General features: G+C 66.1%; 15 protein-coding genes. 7 read left to right on the top strand and 8 right to left on the bottom strand.

From position 1 onward, the window contains the following. Positions 1–189: 189 nt before the first annotated feature. On the top strand, positions 190–1,491 hold the full coding sequence (locus tag NO357_RS20080) for a hypothetical protein (protein ID WP_306737542.1): 1,302 nt from the start codon (positions 190–192) through the stop codon (positions 1,489–1,491). An 18-nt stretch (positions 1,492–1,509) separates the two neighbouring features. On the opposite strand, the gene NO357_RS20075 is transcribed toward NO357_RS20080, so the two are convergent. Next, positions 1,510–2,553 (bottom strand): aldo/keto reductase, encoded by a 1,044-nt coding sequence (locus NO357_RS20075; RefSeq protein WP_306737541.1) that lies wholly within the window; start codon positions 2,551–2,553, stop codon positions 1,510–1,512. A gap of 75 nt (positions 2,554–2,628) precedes the next feature. Beyond that, complete coding sequence (locus NO357_RS20070) at positions 2,629–3,090, bottom strand: DsrE family protein (RefSeq protein WP_306737540.1); 462 nt, start codon at positions 3,088–3,090, stop codon at positions 2,629–2,631. 144 nt (positions 3,091–3,234) lie between these two features. Here NO357_RS20070 and NO357_RS20065 point away from each other — a divergent pair, with 144 nt between their 5' ends. After that, complete coding sequence (locus NO357_RS20065) at positions 3,235–3,870, top strand: ImuA family protein (RefSeq protein WP_306737539.1); 636 nt, start codon at positions 3,235–3,237, stop codon at positions 3,868–3,870. Positions 3,871–3,908: 38 nt separating this feature from the next. Here NO357_RS20065 and NO357_RS20060 read toward each other — a convergent pair whose 3' ends face one another. From NO357_RS20060 to NO357_RS20050, 3 genes are read right to left on the bottom strand one after another with little or no spacing between them, the layout of a single operon-like run. Then, positions 3,909–5,432: a malonate--CoA ligase gene (locus NO357_RS20060; protein WP_306737538.1), complete on the bottom strand. Its 1,524-nt coding sequence runs from the start codon at positions 5,430–5,432 to the stop codon at positions 3,909–3,911. 11 nt (positions 5,433–5,443) lie between these two features. Beyond that, entirely contained in the window at positions 5,444–6,700 is a 1,257-nt protein-coding gene (locus NO357_RS20055; RefSeq protein ID WP_306737537.1) for a malonyl-CoA decarboxylase, read from the bottom strand. Positions 6,701–6,707: 7 nt separating this feature from the next. Then, positions 6,708–8,162 carry an amidase gene (locus tag NO357_RS20050; RefSeq protein WP_306737536.1) on the bottom strand — a complete coding sequence of 485 codons (1,455 nt, stop codon included), beginning with the start codon at positions 8,160–8,162 and terminating at the stop codon, positions 6,708–6,710. A gap of 183 nt (positions 8,163–8,345) precedes the next feature. Here NO357_RS20050 and NO357_RS20045 point away from each other — a divergent pair, with 183 nt between their 5' ends. After that, positions 8,346–9,005: a GntR family transcriptional regulator gene (locus tag NO357_RS20045; RefSeq protein ID WP_306737535.1), complete on the top strand. Its 660-nt coding sequence runs from the start codon at positions 8,346–8,348 to the stop codon at positions 9,003–9,005. A gap of 80 nt (positions 9,006–9,085) precedes the next feature. Here the strand turns inward: NO357_RS20045 and NO357_RS20040 are convergent, their stop codons facing one another. Continuing rightward, complete coding sequence (locus NO357_RS20040) at positions 9,086–9,475, bottom strand: carboxymuconolactone decarboxylase family protein (protein ID WP_306737534.1); 390 nt, start codon at positions 9,473–9,475, stop codon at positions 9,086–9,088. Next, positions 9,472–10,131, bottom strand: coding sequence for a glutathione transferase, Atu5508 family (gst, locus tag NO357_RS20035; protein WP_306737533.1), 660 nt, complete (start codon positions 10,129–10,131; stop codon positions 9,472–9,474). Before gst ends, NO357_RS20040 begins: the two co-directional genes overlap by 4 nt. Before the next feature lie 139 nt (positions 10,132–10,270). Here gst and NO357_RS20030 point away from each other — a divergent pair, with 139 nt between their 5' ends. Then, positions 10,271–11,353 carry an alcohol dehydrogenase family protein gene (locus NO357_RS20030; RefSeq protein WP_306737532.1) on the top strand — a complete coding sequence of 361 codons (1,083 nt, stop codon included), beginning with the start codon at positions 10,271–10,273 and terminating at the stop codon, positions 11,351–11,353. Then, positions 11,350–11,949: a dimethylsulfonioproprionate lyase family protein gene (locus tag NO357_RS20025; RefSeq protein ID WP_306737531.1), complete on the top strand. Its 600-nt coding sequence runs from the start codon at positions 11,350–11,352 to the stop codon at positions 11,947–11,949. The genes NO357_RS20030 and NO357_RS20025 overlap by 4 nt, the downstream gene beginning before the upstream one ends. A 126-nt stretch (positions 11,950–12,075) precedes the next feature. Here the strand turns inward: NO357_RS20025 and NO357_RS20020 are convergent, their stop codons facing one another. Further along, positions 12,076–12,591 (bottom strand): outer membrane protein assembly factor BamD, encoded by a 516-nt coding sequence (locus tag NO357_RS20020; RefSeq protein WP_306737530.1) that lies wholly within the window; start codon positions 12,589–12,591, stop codon positions 12,076–12,078. Between the two features lie 93 nt (positions 12,592–12,684). Between NO357_RS20020 and NO357_RS20015 the strand changes: the two genes are divergently transcribed. After that, a complete protein-coding gene (locus NO357_RS20015; protein WP_306737529.1) occupies positions 12,685–13,161 on the top strand; it encodes a hypothetical protein in 477 nt (158 codons plus the stop codon). 255 nt (positions 13,162–13,416) lie between these two features. Next, entirely contained in the window at positions 13,417–15,372 is a 1,956-nt protein-coding gene (gspD, locus tag NO357_RS20010) for a type II secretion system secretin GspD (protein ID WP_306737528.1), read from the top strand. The last annotated feature ends 126 nt before the right edge of the window (positions 15,373–15,498 follow it).

Below are 15,498 nucleotides of genomic sequence, written 5' to 3'. Positions count from 1 at the left end.
TGAACGGCCCCGGCTCAATTGAGCCGGGGTTTTTTCTTTCCGGGACAAAGCGTTCGTCACCCGCATACCTCGTTTGGGGTATGCGAACCGCCGCGTTCTGTCGTAACCTTCGACCGGAGCCCGCCGGCAACCCGACCGGCGGAAAAGCACCGGTACCCGGTTGCGCCAAATCCTGGGAGGACGCCCCTCATGAAGATCTGCTTTCGCTCTCATGCTTTCCGCACGGTCCTCGTTGCCCTGGCTGCAGCGGGCGCATTGAACTACCCGGTCACCCCTGCCTATGCGCTCGACACCTTCTCGACCGGCGTCAACATCAATGACGGCGGCGATACCACCTCAGCCGACCTCTTCGTCACCGATGTCAGTGTGCTCGACGGCAAGGTCTGCATCGGCAACGGCTGTGTCGACGCCGAAACCTTCGAAAACCAGACCCTTTTGAAACTTCGGGCGGCCAACCCGACGATCGAATTTTTCGACACATCCAGCGTCTCTTATCCCGACCGCGATTGGAGTCTTCTCATCAACGACACCACCGCCGGCGGGCCCGAGCGGTTCGCAGTCCAGGACAGGGACTCGAACACCATCCCGTTCACCATCGAAGGCACCGCTCCCACCAACGCGCTTTATGTCGACTTTGACGGGAGGATCGGCCTCGGGACGTCCGAACCAAGTGCAGAGCTTCATGTCGTTGATGGAAACACTGCCACTCTGCGGCTGGAACAGGATGGCTCCTACGGCTTTTCCGTGCAAACCTGGGACATCGCCGGCAACGAGGCCAGTTTCTTTGTCATGGATGCCACCAACGGGTCGACCATGCCTTTCCGCATAGAGACAGGTGCGCCTACGAACGCGATCTATATCGAAAACGACAGCGATATAGGGATGGGCACGTCCAGCCCCAACAGCGCGCTGCATATCCGCCGCTTGAACGGCAGCGCCAAGATCCTGGTCGAAGAAAATTCGGCAACTGCGCCCCGCACCCTGCTCGAATTGCAGAACAACGGTCGCCCGGAAATCGTCATGGCCAATAACGATACCGGCGGCGAATGGTCGTTCGGCGCCGGTACCAACTTCATCCTCAAGCAGGGCGCTGTCGGCTCGGCCTCCTCAGCCAAGACCAAGCTTTTCGAGATTCAGCCCACTGGCGACGCCGTCCTCACTGGCAGCCTGACCACCGGCGGCACCACCTGCGGCGGCGGCTGCGACCGGGTGTTTTCGCAAGATTACGACCTGCCCTCGATTGCCGAGCATGCGGATCGTATGTTTTCCCTCGGTCACCTGCCCAATGTCGGGCCCACCCCGGAAGGCGCGCCCTTCAACCTGACCGACAAGCTCGGCCGGATGCTCAACGAGCTCGAACACGCGCATATCTACATTGCCGAACTGGAACGGCAAGTTCGCCGTATCCCCGCACTCGAGGCCGACCGCGATGCGCTGGAAATGCGCGTCCGCCGGCTCGAGGTCCTGCTGGGCGGACAGGTGGCCGACTGATCCCGCTGCCAGCGCCGGTCAATAGGGCATCGGGTGAGCCCGGTGCGCGGCGTCGATGGCCTCCACCACCTCCGGCGGCAGCGCCACCTCCGCCGACCCCAGCGCCAGCTCCAACTGGTCAGGGCGCGTCGCCCCGAAGATCGGGATCGAGGTGAACGGCCGGGTCCGATGCCAGGCCAACGCCATCTGCACCGGCTCCAGTCCGTGCGCACCGGCGATCTCGAGATAAGCCTCCACCGCCCCGAAAACCCGCTCGGTCTTGCGCCCTCCCAGCTTGGGATTGAGCGTCATGCGCGAGCCCTCTGGCACCGCGCCATGCTGGTACTTTCCGGTCAGCAGCCCCGTCGCTAGCGGCGAAAACGCTAACAGCGGCACATCCTCGTTGACGCTGAGTTCGGCCATGTCGGTATCGAACAGGCGACACAGCAACGAATATTCGTTCTGCACCGAGGCGACGCGCGGCCCGCCCGTCCGCTCGGCCATGGCCAGCCATTGCGCGGTGCCCCAGGCGCTTTCGTTCGACAGGCCGAAGGTGCGGATCCGGCCTTTCTCGACCTCGCGGCCCAGCGCACCCAGCATGTCCTCCATGTGCTGGATCGTCGCCGCCCGGTCTTGGCGCGACGGGTCGTAGGTCCAGTTCTTGCGGAACATGTAGGAGCCGCGGTTGGGCCAGTGCAGCTGGTAAAGGTCGATATGGTCGCTCTGCAGCCGTTTCAGGCTGCCCTCCACCGCCGGTGCCACGTCGTCAGCGGTGAAACCGCGGCCGTCGCGGATATGCTTGTGGCCGTCGCCGGTGATCTTGGTGGCCAGCACCACGTCGCCGCGCCGGCCGGTCCTCGCCAGCCATTGGCCGATGATTGCCTCGCTTGCCCCTTGGGTTTCGGCGCTGATCGGGTTGACCGGGTACATCTCGGCGGTGTCGATGAAATCGACGCCGGCATCCAGCGCCCGGTCGATCTGTCCGAAGGCTTCACCGGCCGTGTTCTGCGTGCCCCAGGTCATCGACCCCAGGCACAGCTCCGACACTTCCAGCGCCCCGCCGGCCAGCTTGATCCTGCGCATGAAAAAACCCCCTGTTCCGCAACAGGGGGCACACTGGCGATCAAAACCCGGGGGCGCAACCCCCCGCTGGCCCGCTCAGGGCCGGATCATGAAATAGCCCTGGTCACTCAGCTCCATCAGGCGGATCACGCCGCCGGGCACGACCCGGGCATTCTCCACAAGCTGCGGTTCCTTGCCGTCCTTCTTGGTCATCCCCTTGATGGTGTTGCCACAGGCCGAGAAGGTCACGTTCGGCACGCTTTGCGAAAAGTTCTTGACGCGGTCGGCCACCGGCGAGGTATCGCTGCGCAACAGGTGCAGGCCCGCGTTGTAAGCGACGATCTCGATCTCGTAATCCTCGCCCCGGGCAAGGAAAAACTTCGACATGTTGGCAGCGTTGTTCAGCGCCTTCTGAAAGGTGCCGGGGTTGTTGTCGCTCACCTGGATGGCGATGCGGTGGGTCTCGTGATCCGTCGGCAGATCATGCGCCAGAACCGGTGCGGCGAAAAACATTGCGATAGCAGCGACAAGCGCTGCCCATTTCTTGGACAGTTGCATTTTGGTCCTCCCTTTTTATGCGAACATAGTCATATGCGAATTTGTGATCTGGCAAGGGTTTTCTTTGCCGCCCGAGAGTACGCCCAGGTGATCACCGTCACGATCAGCATTGCGAACAAATCATGAACATCATATTCTGCCGCCATGACGCTCCACGCCCATCCCTTACTGTCGCGCCGGCCGCATCGCGATACTCCCGGACTCGCGCTGACCCCGGACAACGCGCCCGACATCACCCTCGCGCCCGCCCGCCTGCACGAGGCCTGCGGCGCGGCACGGCGCAGCTTCGCCGCGTGGCTCGCGGCACGGACAGAGGGGCCGGTGTTCTGGATTTCCCTGAAATGGGAGCCGGCCCAGCTCAACCCCGAAGGACTCGCCGATATCGCCCAGCCGGGTCGGTTCACCTTCATCGCCCCCGAACGGCCGATCGACATCCTGTGGTGCATGGAAGAAAGCCTGCGCACCGGCCTCGTGCCGCTCGTCGTGGCCGACCTGCCCAAACCGCCCGGCCTCACCCCCATAAGGCGGCTGCACCTCGCCGCCGAGACCGGCGCGCAGGAGGGTCCCGTCGCGCCGCTGGGGCTGATCCTCACCCCCGGCGACGGCGGCGCGCCGGGGGTGGAAAGCCGCTGGCGGATGCAGCCCGCCCACACTGCCGAGGCCCGGGCCTGGACGCTGACCCGCCTGCGCGCCCGCACCGCCCCGGTGAAACACTGGCAGATTACTCCGGGCAAACGCGGCTTTCAGGCCACTCCGCCCGCATTGACACGCGATCATTGACGGCGGGCCATTCGGCGGCACCAACGCAGCGCGCCACCTCAGCTCAGCAGGCCCGCATACTCCTCGCGCAGAAGGTTCTTCTGCACCTTGCCCATTGTGTTGCGCGGCAGGGCGTCGATGATCAGCACCCGCTTGGGTCGCTTGAACTTGGCCAGACGGTCGGCAATCCCCGCCAACACGCCCTCCGCGGTCAACTTCGCCCCGGGCTCGGGCACCACCACCGCCACCACGCCCTCGCCGAAATCGGGATGCGGCACACCGATCACCGCGCTTTCGTTCACTCCCGGCAGATCGTCGATCGCCTCTTCCACCTCCTTGGGATAGACATTGAAACCGCCCGAGATGATCAGGTCCTTGCCGCGCCCGACGATATGCACATATCCGTCCCCGTCGATCTTGCCGAGGTCGCCGGTGATGAACCAACCATCCGCCCGCAGTTCCTCGGCCGTCTTCTCGGGCATCTGCCAGTAGCCGGCGAATACGTTCGGTCCGCGCACCTCGATCACCCCGATGTCGCCTTGCGCCACCTCGGCGCCGGTCTCGGCATTGCACACCTTCAGCTCCACGCCCGGCAGCGGGAACCCGACCGTGCCCGGCCGCCGCTCGCCATCGTAAGGATTCGACGCGTTCATGTTGGTCTCGGTCATGCCATAGCGCTCTAGGATCGCGTGCCCGGTGGCTTCGCGCCATTTCTCGTGCGTCTCCGCCAAAAGCGGCGCCGATCCGGAAATGAAAAGCCGCATCCCCTTCGCCGCCTGCGCCAGCTCCGGCTGGTCCAGCAGCCGGACATAGAAGGTCGGCACTCCCATCAGCGCTGTCGCCCGCGGCATCAGCTCGATGATCTTCGCGGCATCGAATCCGGGCAGGAACAGGCAGGCGCCGCCCGCCATCAACGTCACGTTGGTGGCAACGAAAAGGCCATGGGTATGAAAGATCGGCAGCGCATGGATCAGTACGTCTTTGTCGGTAAACCGCCAGTAGTCCCGCAGCGCCTCGGAATTCGACGCCAGCGCCCGATGCGTCAGCATCGCCCCCTTCGACCTCCCGGTCGTACCGGAGGTATAAAGGATCGCCGCAAGATCATCGCCGCTGCGCGGCACGGCGGCAAGGCCCGGCGCCTCGGCGTCGCGCGCCTGCGCCAGGGTGCCGGTCTCGTCGCCGGCCAGGGTGAAGACCCGCGTGACACCGGCGGTTTCGGCAATTGGCGTCAGGGCCTCCAGCTTGCCCGGGTCGCAGACGAAAACCCGCGGCGCGGCATCGGTCAGGAAATATTCGATCTCGGCCGGCGTATAGGCGGTGTTGAGCGGCAGAAACACGCCGCCCGCCAGCACGCAACCGACGTAAAGCTCCAGCATCGCCACGGTCTTGTCCGCCTGGACTGCGACCCGGTCGCCCGGCTCGAGCCCGGCTCGCAGCAACGCGGCAGCCATCCGCTCGGCCCCGGCCCAGAAATCGCCATAGCTCACCCGTTCTCCGGTGATCCCGTGCTCCAGGAACAGGGCGTCCCGCCGCCCGTCCGACGCCCGCGAGATCGCCTCGCCCAGATGGTTGCCCTGATACATCACCCGTCTCCCTATTTCTTCGCCAACGCCCGGACTTTCGACGACATCGCCACCGCCCCGTCATGGGCATAGCTCCGGTGGTTGGCTTCGGTCTTTACCGGATCGTACAGGTAGTTCACCATCACGCCCCAGGCATTGCGCCGTCCGGCGTCCGAAAGATCGCCCGCGCCGTGAATGTCGTACAGTTCGGCCCCGTTCGAGAGGTGAAAATGCGCCACCGGATCGAAGGCCGTGCCCCCGTCGCGCCGCGCCTGCGTCAGGTAGCGCGCCGCCAACCGGCGCGTCGTTTCATCGTCGGGCGCAGCGTCCGCTGGAAGATTGACTCCGGCCAGTACCGGGTCGTCCGGTCCGGCGGCGTCGACAAAGGCGCGCAGCCCCGGCACCGGCGACAGCGTCACGAAGGTCTCCAGCCCCGGCAGTTCGGCCGACAGCTCGGCCACCACCTGCTTGATCAGGAAATTGCCGAAGGAAATGCCTTTGAGCCCCTTCTGGCAGTTAGAAATCGAGTAGAACACCGCCACCTTCGCCGCGCCCGGGTCAAGCGGTTCGCGTCCCTCCGCGAGGATCTCGGCAATCGCTCCCGGCACCCGGTCCATCAGCGCCACCTCGACGAAAATCAGCGGCTCGCCCGGCATCGCCGGATGAAAAAATCCGAAAAGCCGCCGGTCCGGGTCGGCCACGCGGGCACGCAGATCGTCCCAGCCTGAAATCGCATGCACCGCCTCATAGGCGATGATCTTCTCCAGCACCGCCGCCGGCGTCGACCAGTCGACCCGGCGCAGTTCGAGGAAGCCGCGATTGAACCACGACGCGAACAGATGGCGGAAATCCCCGTCCAGCCCCCTCAGATGCGGTCGCGCCTTGATCAGACCCAGCAGATCGGCCCGCATCCGCACCAGCCGTGCGGTGGCCCCCGGCACGCGGTTCAGCACCCGGATCAACTCCTGGCTTCTCGGCTCAGCCGCCGCGTGCAGCCTTCGCGCGGCTTCGCCGTCGCCCGGCCGCCAAGCCGTTATCGCGGCTTCAAGCGCCGCCTCGTCCACCCCGAATGCCTGCGCCAGCGCCTCGAAGAAGGACGCGCGCGCCTCGGCATCGGCGGCTTCATAGACATCGAGGATCTCTCGTCCCAGCACCAGGCCCGAGGCTTCGCTGCGCTCGCCCAGCAGCTCGTGGCACATCTCAGGCAGGTCGCCGCCATGTCGCGCGCCCGGCCAGGCGCCGAAGGCGACGCGGCGCAGGATATCGCTCAGGAACCGTCTCTCCGGCATCTCAGCCTCAGCCTTTCCTCGTCACCGGATCGATCGGGCCCAGCGGCCCGCCGACCGTCAGTTCCACCGACCGTGCCGCCGCCAGCAGCGCCGCCTCGCCGCGCGGCCGCCCGATCAGCTGCAGCCCCACCGGCAGCCCCCGCGGCCCCAGCCCGGCCGGCACCGAGATCGCCGGCAGCCCCGTCACCGTAGACAGAAACGCAAAGCGCAACCAGTCCATATAGCCGCCAAGCTCACGCCCGCCGATCTCGTGCACCCATTCCTCGGACTGATCATGCGGCAGGCAGCCCACCGTCGGCAGCGCCAGCACGTCGAAACGGTCGAACAGCGCGAGCATGTTGTTGAAGATGGCCGAGCGGTTCAGCTGCGCGTCACACAGATCACCCACGCTCAGCGCCTCGCCGAAGGCCATGTTTTCTTCCAGCGTCGCCTTGAAATGGCGGCGTGTCGCCGGCGCGATCCGCCGTCCCGTCGTCGCCCACATCAGTCCGCGCAACGTGTGATAGGTCCGTTCCAGTTCTGGCAACTCCGGGCAGGTCTCCTCGACCGTGGCGCCGTTGCGCTCCAACCGTGACATCACCCCTGCGAGATGCTCCGCCACCTCGCCATCCACCGGCGAAAAACCGTTCAGATCGGGCGTAAAGGCAATCCGCAATCCCCCGCCATCGCTTGCCTGCGCCACCGCCTCCTGAAACGGCCGCTCCGGCGCGGGGTACGAGATCGGAAAGCGCGGCTCGAACCCCGCCATCGCGTCAAGGAACAGCGCACAATCCATCACCGAGCGTGCCATTGGCCCCTGCACCCCCTCGATGAAGAACCCCGCATCGCGCGACGCGCCCCCGGCGCGCCCCGGGCTGGGACGCAGCCCGACCACGCCGCAGAAACTCGCCGGCGTGCGCAGGCTGCCGCCATGGTCCGACCCATGGCTCAGCCAGACCTCGCCGGTGGCCAGCGACGCCGCCGCCCCGCCAGACGAGCCGCCCGCGTTCAGGGCCGTGTGCCACGGGTTGAAGGTCGGGCCGAACACGTCGTTGAAGGTATTGCCGCCAGCGCCGAATTCCGGCGTGTTGGTCTTGCCCACGACGATCCCGCCGCGCGCCTCCAGCCGTTCGACCAGCGGATCGCTGGTCTCCGGCACGTTGTCCGCCAGCGCCCTGGTGCCGAACGTGGTGCGCACACCCGCCACTTCGGTCAGGTCCTTGATCGCGATGGGCAGCCCGGCCAGCCAGCCGGGATTGCCAATTTCGCCGCCTTCCAGCCGACCGGCCGCGGCCTCGGCCCGCTCCCAACAGGTCACGGGCATCGCATTGACCACCCCGTCCACCGCCGCGACCCGTGCACGCGCCGCCGCCAGCACTTCGCTGGGTGACAGCTCGCGCTTACGTAACAGCGCCACGACCTCATGCGCCTCCATCCGGCAAAGCTCCGGGCCAGAAAATGCGGGGAAGTCCTGTTCAATCATCGTGGTACCTTTCGCAGGCGGGTTCGCAGAATCAGCGCCCGGCTATCACCAGTCAGGAGGAAAGTTGATGCAATTATTGCATTTAGTCAATCTATAATTATAATTATAAACTTCATACTAGTATTTAGAGCTGTGATAAGCTTCACTGGCAGGACTTGCACGAGATCGGACCAAAGGAACACCATGGGCGCACAAGCAGACCAGGTTCGCCACGACATCCTGTCCCGCGTGCTGTCGCGCGACCTGATGCCCGGCGACCGCATCGACGAGGCCGATCTGCGCGACCGGCTGCACCTCTCGGGCACGCCGGTGCGCGAGGCGCTGATTTCGCTCGAAGCCACCGGCGTGATCGAACGCCGGCCGCGTGGCGGCGCCCGCATCATGTCGCTCGACCTAGAAGGACTGATGAAGATGATCGAGGTGCAGGCCGAGACCGAAGGCGCCGTCGCCTTCCGCGCCGCCCGCCGCATCACCCCCGATCAAGCCACACGGCTTCAGGCCGCCACCCGCGCCTGTCTCGACTTCGCCCCGTCGCCCCGACCCGGTAATGACGATTATTTCGACCTCAATCTCGCCTTTCACCGCGCCCTGATCGACGCCGCCGGCAACGAATTTCTCGAACAGGCCGTCTTTCAGACCGCCAACCGTCTCGTCGGCTATCTCGCGGCGCGTCACGCGCTGCCGGGCGAACCCGGCCGCTCGGCCCAAGACCACGACGCGATCTGCCGCGCGGTGCTCGACCATGACGGCGACACCGCCCGCATCCTGATGATCGCCCATGTCAGCTTTTCAGACGCCATGGCGCTCGACGTGATCAACCACGTGCACGCGCGCCAGACGTAGAAGCACCACGGCCGGTCTCGATTTGGACAGACGCCGCCAGTGACACACTGGCACGAACCGCGGCAACGCCCTGGCCACCCTCACAGCAATCCTTCTTCGGTCAGCACCTTGCGCGCCACCCGGAAGCATTCCAGCGCCTGCGGCACCCCACAATAGATGCCCACCACGTGCACGATGGCGCGGATCTCTTCCTTGGAGACCCCGTTGTTCAGCGCCCCACGGCAATGGATTTCCCATTCATACATCTTGCCCAGCGCCCCGATCATGGCGAGGTTCATCATGCTGCGCGTCTTGGGTTCGATCACCTCGTCGCCCCAGCCGAAGCCCCAGCACCATGCTGTCATCGCCTCTTGGAACGGCCGGGAAAAGTCATCGGCGGCTGCGAGGTTGTTCTCGACATAGGCCGCCCCCAGCGTGCCCTTGCGTTGCTCCAACCCCTTCAGGAACAGATCTTCGTCGAATGTGCTCATGCCTCAGGTCCTTTCTCCAGCATGTCCAGCAGCGAGGCCTCGATCTGCCCCGCGCAATACCGCGGTTCGCGCCCGCTCCATGTCTCCAGCATCGCCGCCACGCGCGGCGACGCCGCCACCGCGTCCACCCGCGCCTCCAGCCGGGGCGCGGTGTCGTGCAACAGGGCCCGCAGTCCCGGCAGCCGGTCCACCATCGTATGCCACAGCGCCGCCAGCACCAGATCGGCCAGCCCCTCAGCCGACCCTGCAAGACGCTCGTGCATCCGCATCCAGCGCGGCAATCGTCCGCCAGTGAACGCCGCCCAGCTTTTGGCCTCCCACATCTGCGCTCCATGCCAGCGGGTGATCTCGAACAGGATGTCCGATGCATCGCACAACAACCGCAGCTCGAGGTCGGCATCCCGGCTCAGCCCATGCTCGCGGCCCAGATGCATGACGATGGCGGGCATCTGCGGCAGCCACAGATCGCGGTCCCGGTCATGCAGCACCGGCGGCGCCATGAACGGCACCGGCTGCTCCGCCACCGGCAGTGCTTTCAGCCGCATCACCTCGTCGTGACCCGGCTCGTCCCACTCCTGTCCGGCCTCTGCCAGGACATAGCGGATGAAATGTCCGCGAAACGGGATCGGATGGTAGTAGAACCCATAGCGTTTCATGTCGGATTGACCCCCGATGGCAAACCGTGCTTCGGTTTATCCTCCAACTCTAGCGCCTGTGGCGCCGGACCCAAGTCCTTTCGGGCGTACCCGCCGAGGGTCTTCCCGAAACCGCGCGCCAAGAAGACACGAGGTACCCATGACCATCCCGAAGACCATGAAGGCAATGGTCCTCACCGGCCACGGCGGCCTCGACAAGTATCAGTGGCATGTTGACTGGCCGACTCCGCAACCGGGCCGCGGCGAGGTGCTGATCCGGGTCGGAGCCTGCGGCCTGAACAACACCGACGTCAATACGCGCTCGGGCTGGTATTCCAAGTCGGTGGACGAGGCCACAACCGGCGACGCCCATGAGGACGTCGGCAGCCAAGACCCGTCCTGGGGCGGCCGGCCGCTGTCGTTCCCCCGCATTCAAGGCGCCGATGTCTGCGGCACGATCGTGTCGGTCGGCGACGCCGTCGCCCCGTCCCGGATCGGCGAACGCGTCATCACCGACAACTGGCTGCGCGACGCCGATGATCCCGACAACGCAGCCAAGGCCGGCTACTACGGCTCGGAACGCGACGGCGGTTTTGCCGAATACACCGCGATCCCGTCGCCAAATGCCCTCGCCGTGAACAGTGACCTGAGCGACGCGGAACTCGCCACCTTCTCCTGCTCCTACTCGACCGCCGAAGGCATGCTCACCCGGGCCGGGGTGACGGACCACGACACCGTTCTCGTCCCCGGCGCTTCGGGCGGTGTCGGCGGGGCCCTGGTGCAGCTCGCCAAACGCCGCGGCGCCCGGGTGATCGCCATGGCTTCCGAGGCCAAGCATGAAAGCGTCGCCAGGCTCGGCCCCGACCGCATCCTGGCGCGCGCGCCGGAAGACCTCCGCGCAGCACTGGGCGACGAAAAGATCACCGTCGTCGCCGATATCGTCGGCGGGCCGGTCTGGCCGGCCCTGATCGACATCCTCGAGCCCGGCGGCCGCTATACCTGTTCGGGCGCCATCGCCGGGCCAATGGTCACGCTCGACCTGCGCACCCTGTACCTGCGCGACCTCACCTTCTACGGCTCGACCGTGCTCGATACCGAAGTCATGCCGCGGCTGGTGCGGTATATCGAAAGCGGCGCGGTCAAGCCGGCGCTCGCCGCCACCTACCGGCTGGAAGACCTGCGCGACGCCCAGGCCGCCTTCATCGCCAAGACACACACCGGCAACCTTGTGGTGATCCCATGACCCCCGACGACGCGCTTGCCACCCTGCTGCTGGCCACCCGCACCCTCGTCTCCGCGACACCGGCGCTCGGTGCCTTCGTCGGCGACAGGCTCGAGCGGCTTGATTACAACCGCCCCGAGCCGCGCGCCCTGCCGGTGACCGACCGCCTGCCGGCGCTGATGTCCTTGGCAGGACCGCAGACGATCGAACTCACCTTCTCCGTGCTCGCCGCCGCCCCGCATCTTTGCTGGCAGCAAAGCTATTCCGAGGACCAGGTCGGGGCGCATTACCTGGCCAATTACGGCTGGTTCAACCTTGTGGCGCCCGACGGCCCATACGCCACCGACGCCCTGCGCGTCTCGGTCGGTTACTGGGAACAGGGCCTGAGCTATCCGCAACACCACCACGCGCCCGAAGAGATCTACTGCGTGCTCGCCGGCGGCGCCCGCTTCGACAGTGCTGGCCGGGCTCCGATCGAGGCTGCGCCCGGCACGCTGGTGCACCACGCGCCGAACCAGTCGCACGGCTTCAGCATGCGCGCCGCGCCGCTGTTGGCCATGGCCTTCTGGAAAGGCGACGGGCTCAGCGACATCTCGACCCTGGACTCCGGATCGTAAACGCCGCTGCTCGGGCGGTTGCTCCCGGCCCGCGCATCAACCCGGACGAACGCCACACGGTACACCAGACCGCCCTGGCCAACAGCGGGGCGACCGAGACACGAGCGATGTCCGCTGATAACCGGGTCACAGGGCGGATTTGCGCACCTTGATGCTCGCCCGCCGCGCCGCCAGACTGCCGATCGGATCAAGCTCGGGATGCGTCTTCAACACCTCGGCCATCCCCCTGTCGGCGCTTTCGAGGTAACTTTTGCCCTCGTTGCGGTTGCCGGCGGCCAGCATTTGCAGCGCGATCTCGTGCTCGGCGGTGGCCTTCACCGCCAGCGCCGCCGCCCGCGCCGCGCCTTTCTCGCCCTGCACCAGCGTCCCGGCTTGGGCCGCGGCCTGGGCGTAGTCGCCCTTGCGCAACAGCGTATGCGCATATTCCAGCCGGATGCGCGGGGCGAACGGCCCGGCCTGCTCCATCAGCCGCTGATAACTGCGGCCGGCTTTCTCGTAATGTCCGTTTTCAAGGGCATCGCGGGCCACGGCGTATTGTGCCCGGAAGGTCTGGTGCCCGAAAGGCGCGCCTTCTTCACATGCCACCAGCGCGACAACTGCCACGCCGAAGAGCCCGGCTCTCGCGGTTCGTCCTGCCTGCATTGTTTTCTCTTGTGTTTTTGTTGTATTATTCACTGAGAATTAACATATCGGATTCAACCGGTCCAAGTTTTTCAAGCCGCCACAGGATTTCGGATGCGCTTTGTTGCTGCTTTGCTCACCCTGATCGGTCTCACGGCCGCCGCGATTGCCGGCCAGGGCCTGTGGCAGGAAGTGAAAGATCCGCCCGCCGCCGTCATCCCGGCGACCGTCGCCGCCGAGGGCGACCCTCAGCCCCCCGCCGCGGCGCTGTCGCCGCGGGTGTGGCCGGCGCTGTTCGGCGAACCGATGCCACCGATGCCGCCACAATCCGAGCCGCAACCGCCCGCGCCGGTGATGGCCGCGCCGCCGAAACCGCAGATGCCGCCGCTCGAAAGCCTCGGCTACGAACTCAAGGGCCTGGTGCGCACCGAAGGCGCAATCTGGGCCCTGGTCTCGCACCCGGCCGGCGAGCGCGTGCTACGCCCGGGCGAAGAACTCGAATTGGGCTACCGGATCGATCGCATCGACAGCGCCGGTATCTGGGTCACCGACGGTGCCGCCGAGCCGACGCTGCTGGGCTTCCGGGAATAACGCCGCCGCCTTCGGATAGGTGCGCAACAGGCGTTGCCGAGGTGGGCTGGCCTTGCCCTTTCGGCGGCCCGCGACGTCACCGTCGCCGCTTTGCCACGCCCACGTCGCAAATCCGCGCCGATCCGGGCACCCCGCAACGAAATCCTGTCTTTTTTGGCGCAATCGGGTAAACTGACGAAAATACTGAGGCCGCCTCTCGCGAACCACGGCACCAAAAAGCCGGGCGCTTGCAGGCAAACAGGCAGAGAGCAGGTTATGAAAAAGCTCGCGAAAGCAAAGGCTTGGGCCGTTGCCCTTGTCGTGGCATTGGGGCTGGCGCTGACCCTTCCGCAGCACACGCAGGCCCAGGTCAGGCTCGATCTGCGCGACGCCGATCTGCGCAGCTTCGTCGAAATCGTGGCCGAAGCGACCGGTCGAAACTACGTGCTCGATCCGGCGGTGCGCGGCACCGTCACCGTGCTGGCCCCGGGCGAGTTGACCCCGGACGAACTATACGAAGTGTTCCTGTCGGTGCTCGAGTTGAACCGCCTGACCATCATCGAAGGCGTCGGTTCCGACCGGATCGTCAATATGAACAATGCCCGAGAACTGGCTCCCGGCACCCCGCTCGGCAATGCCGACGCCGCCTACGAGACCCGCATCATCGAGTTGAAGAACATCCAGCCGCAGGAGGTGCTCGAAGTCGTGCGCCCGCTGCTGCCGGCCGAGGCGGTGATCTCGGTGGTGCCCGGCTCGAACCTGATCATCCTCAGCGACCGCGGCCAGAACCACCGTCGGATCGCGGCGCTGATCCGCCGCCTCGACAAGCCCGCCGACAACCCGATCGAGATGATCCGCCTGCGCAACGCTCAGGCAGCCGAGGTGCTGCAGGTGGTGCAGGCGATGAACATCGTGCCCGAAGGCGCCTCGGTCACCGTCGACCGCCGTTCCAACGCGCTCGTCATCTCCGGCCCAGAGGACTTGCGCCAACAGGTTCGCACGTTGGCCGGGCGGCTCGACGCGCAACAGAACTCGACCGTCTCGACCGCCATCGGCCTCAACTATGCCGAAGCGACAGCCCTGGCCGACATCATCCTGCGCTCCCTGCAAAGCGAAACCCCCACCGAAGCGCAGGGCCAGATCCATATCGTGCCCGAACCGCAGACCAACTCGCTGTTAATCACCGCGCCACAGGACCGGATCGACGATATCCAGGGTATGGTCCGCTATCTCGACCGCCGCCCGACTCAGGTGCTGGTCGAGGCAGTCATCTTCGAAATGACGGTCGAGGGCTTCTCCGACCTGACCGCCCAGTTCGGCGGCATCATGAACCAGGCCATCGTCGGCGGCGCGCAATTCACGCTGCAGGGCCGGCCCAACCTCACCAGCCTGGTCTCGTCCATCGTCAACGGCGAGGTAATCGACGCCGGCAATGGCGGCATCGTCGCTGGGGTGCCCCGAAACGGCGATCACGGCATCGCCGGCTTCCTCGCCGCCGTCGCCACACAGCAATCGACCCGGCTGCTCTCGACTCCCTCGATCATGACGCTCAACAACCGGGAAGCCGAGATCGTCGTGGCCCAGAACGTGCCCTTCGTCACCGGCTCCTATACCTCGACCGGCGACGGCTCGGCCCCGGAAAACCCGTTCCAGACGGTCGAGCGCCAGGACGTCGGCCTGACGCTTGCGGTCACGCCGCAGATCAACGCCGACCGCACCGTTAAGATGGTGATCAGCCAGGAGGTCTCGAACCTCACCCGCAACACCTCGGCCTCGGGCGGCGAGATCACGTCGAAACGGGCGATCTCGACCACCGTGCTGGTGCGCGACGGCAACGTGGTGATGCTGGGCGGGCTTCTGGAGAACGGATCCGGCTCGGCCGCCCAGCGGGTGCCCGGCCTGTCGAAGATCCCGCTGATCGGCGGCCTCTTCCGCGGCAAGAACGCCTCGAAGAACCAGCGCGTGCTGCTGGTGCTGTTGCGACCGCAGGTGGTGTCCTCCGACGCCGAAGCCAAGAAACTGACCCGCGCCCTTGCCCGCGAGGCCAAGGCCGCGAGCCTCGCCGTCGCGCCCCTGGACGACGGCGCCTACCCGCGCACGCCGCAAGGCAGCTTCCCCTTCGACGGTGCCGATCTGAACCAGCCGTTCGACGCCGGCTTCGTCGACGACATCGCGCAAAGCCGCAATTTCCCGCCCCTGCCGACGCGGCTGCAGTTCCGCAGTGGCAACTGACAGAGGGCAACAGGTTCCGCGTGCGATCCCGGCCGGTTGGCCGGTTCCGGCCCGAAAACGTCTTAAACCGGACGCAAGCGCAACCGAGGTTCGCGCCCGTCCCGGGGGGCGGGGTCGGGCGCGAAC

Source organism: Marimonas arenosa (assembly GCF_030848945.1).
Lineage (GTDB): Bacteria > Pseudomonadota > Alphaproteobacteria > Rhodobacterales > Rhodobacteraceae > Marimonas > Marimonas arenosa.
This window is presented reverse-complemented; position numbering and strand designations above follow the sequence as displayed.

Coding starts and splice junctions, on each gene's coding strand:
- NO357_RS20065 (WP_306737539.1), top strand. CDS start 3,235: ATGACGCTCCACGCCCATCCCTTACTGTCGCGCCGGCCGCATCGCGAT.
- NO357_RS20075 (WP_306737541.1), bottom strand. CDS start 2,553: ATGCGCAGGATCAAGCTGGCCGGCGGGGCGCTGGAAGTGTCGGAGCTG.
- NO357_RS20030 (WP_306737532.1), top strand. CDS start 10,271: ATGACCATCCCGAAGACCATGAAGGCAATGGTCCTCACCGGCCACGGC.
- NO357_RS20070 (WP_306737540.1), bottom strand. CDS start 3,090: ATGCAACTGTCCAAGAAATGGGCAGCGCTTGTCGCTGCTATCGCAATG.
- gst (WP_306737533.1), bottom strand. CDS start 10,131: ATGAAACGCTATGGGTTCTACTACCATCCGATCCCGTTTCGCGGACAT.
- NO357_RS20080 (WP_306737542.1), top strand. CDS start 190: ATGAAGATCTGCTTTCGCTCTCATGCTTTCCGCACGGTCCTCGTTGCC.
- NO357_RS20025 (WP_306737531.1), top strand. CDS start 11,350: ATGACCCCCGACGACGCGCTTGCCACCCTGCTGCTGGCCACCCGCACC.
- NO357_RS20020 (WP_306737530.1), bottom strand. CDS start 12,591: ATGCAGGCAGGACGAACCGCGAGAGCCGGGCTCTTCGGCGTGGCAGTT.
- NO357_RS20040 (WP_306737534.1), bottom strand. CDS start 9,475: ATGAGCACATTCGACGAAGATCTGTTCCTGAAGGGGTTGGAGCAACGC.
- NO357_RS20050 (WP_306737536.1), bottom strand. CDS start 8,162: ATGATTGAACAGGACTTCCCCGCATTTTCTGGCCCGGAGCTTTGCCGG.
- NO357_RS20045 (WP_306737535.1), top strand. CDS start 8,346: ATGGGCGCACAAGCAGACCAGGTTCGCCACGACATCCTGTCCCGCGTG.
- NO357_RS20060 (WP_306737538.1), bottom strand. CDS start 5,432: ATGTATCAGGGCAACCATCTGGGCGAGGCGATCTCGCGGGCGTCGGAC.
- NO357_RS20015 (WP_306737529.1), top strand. CDS start 12,685: ATGCGCTTTGTTGCTGCTTTGCTCACCCTGATCGGTCTCACGGCCGCC.
- NO357_RS20055 (WP_306737537.1), bottom strand. CDS start 6,700: ATGCCGGAGAGACGGTTCCTGAGCGATATCCTGCGCCGCGTCGCCTTC.
- gspD (WP_306737528.1), top strand. CDS start 13,417: ATGAAAAAGCTCGCGAAAGCAAAGGCTTGGGCCGTTGCCCTTGTCGTG.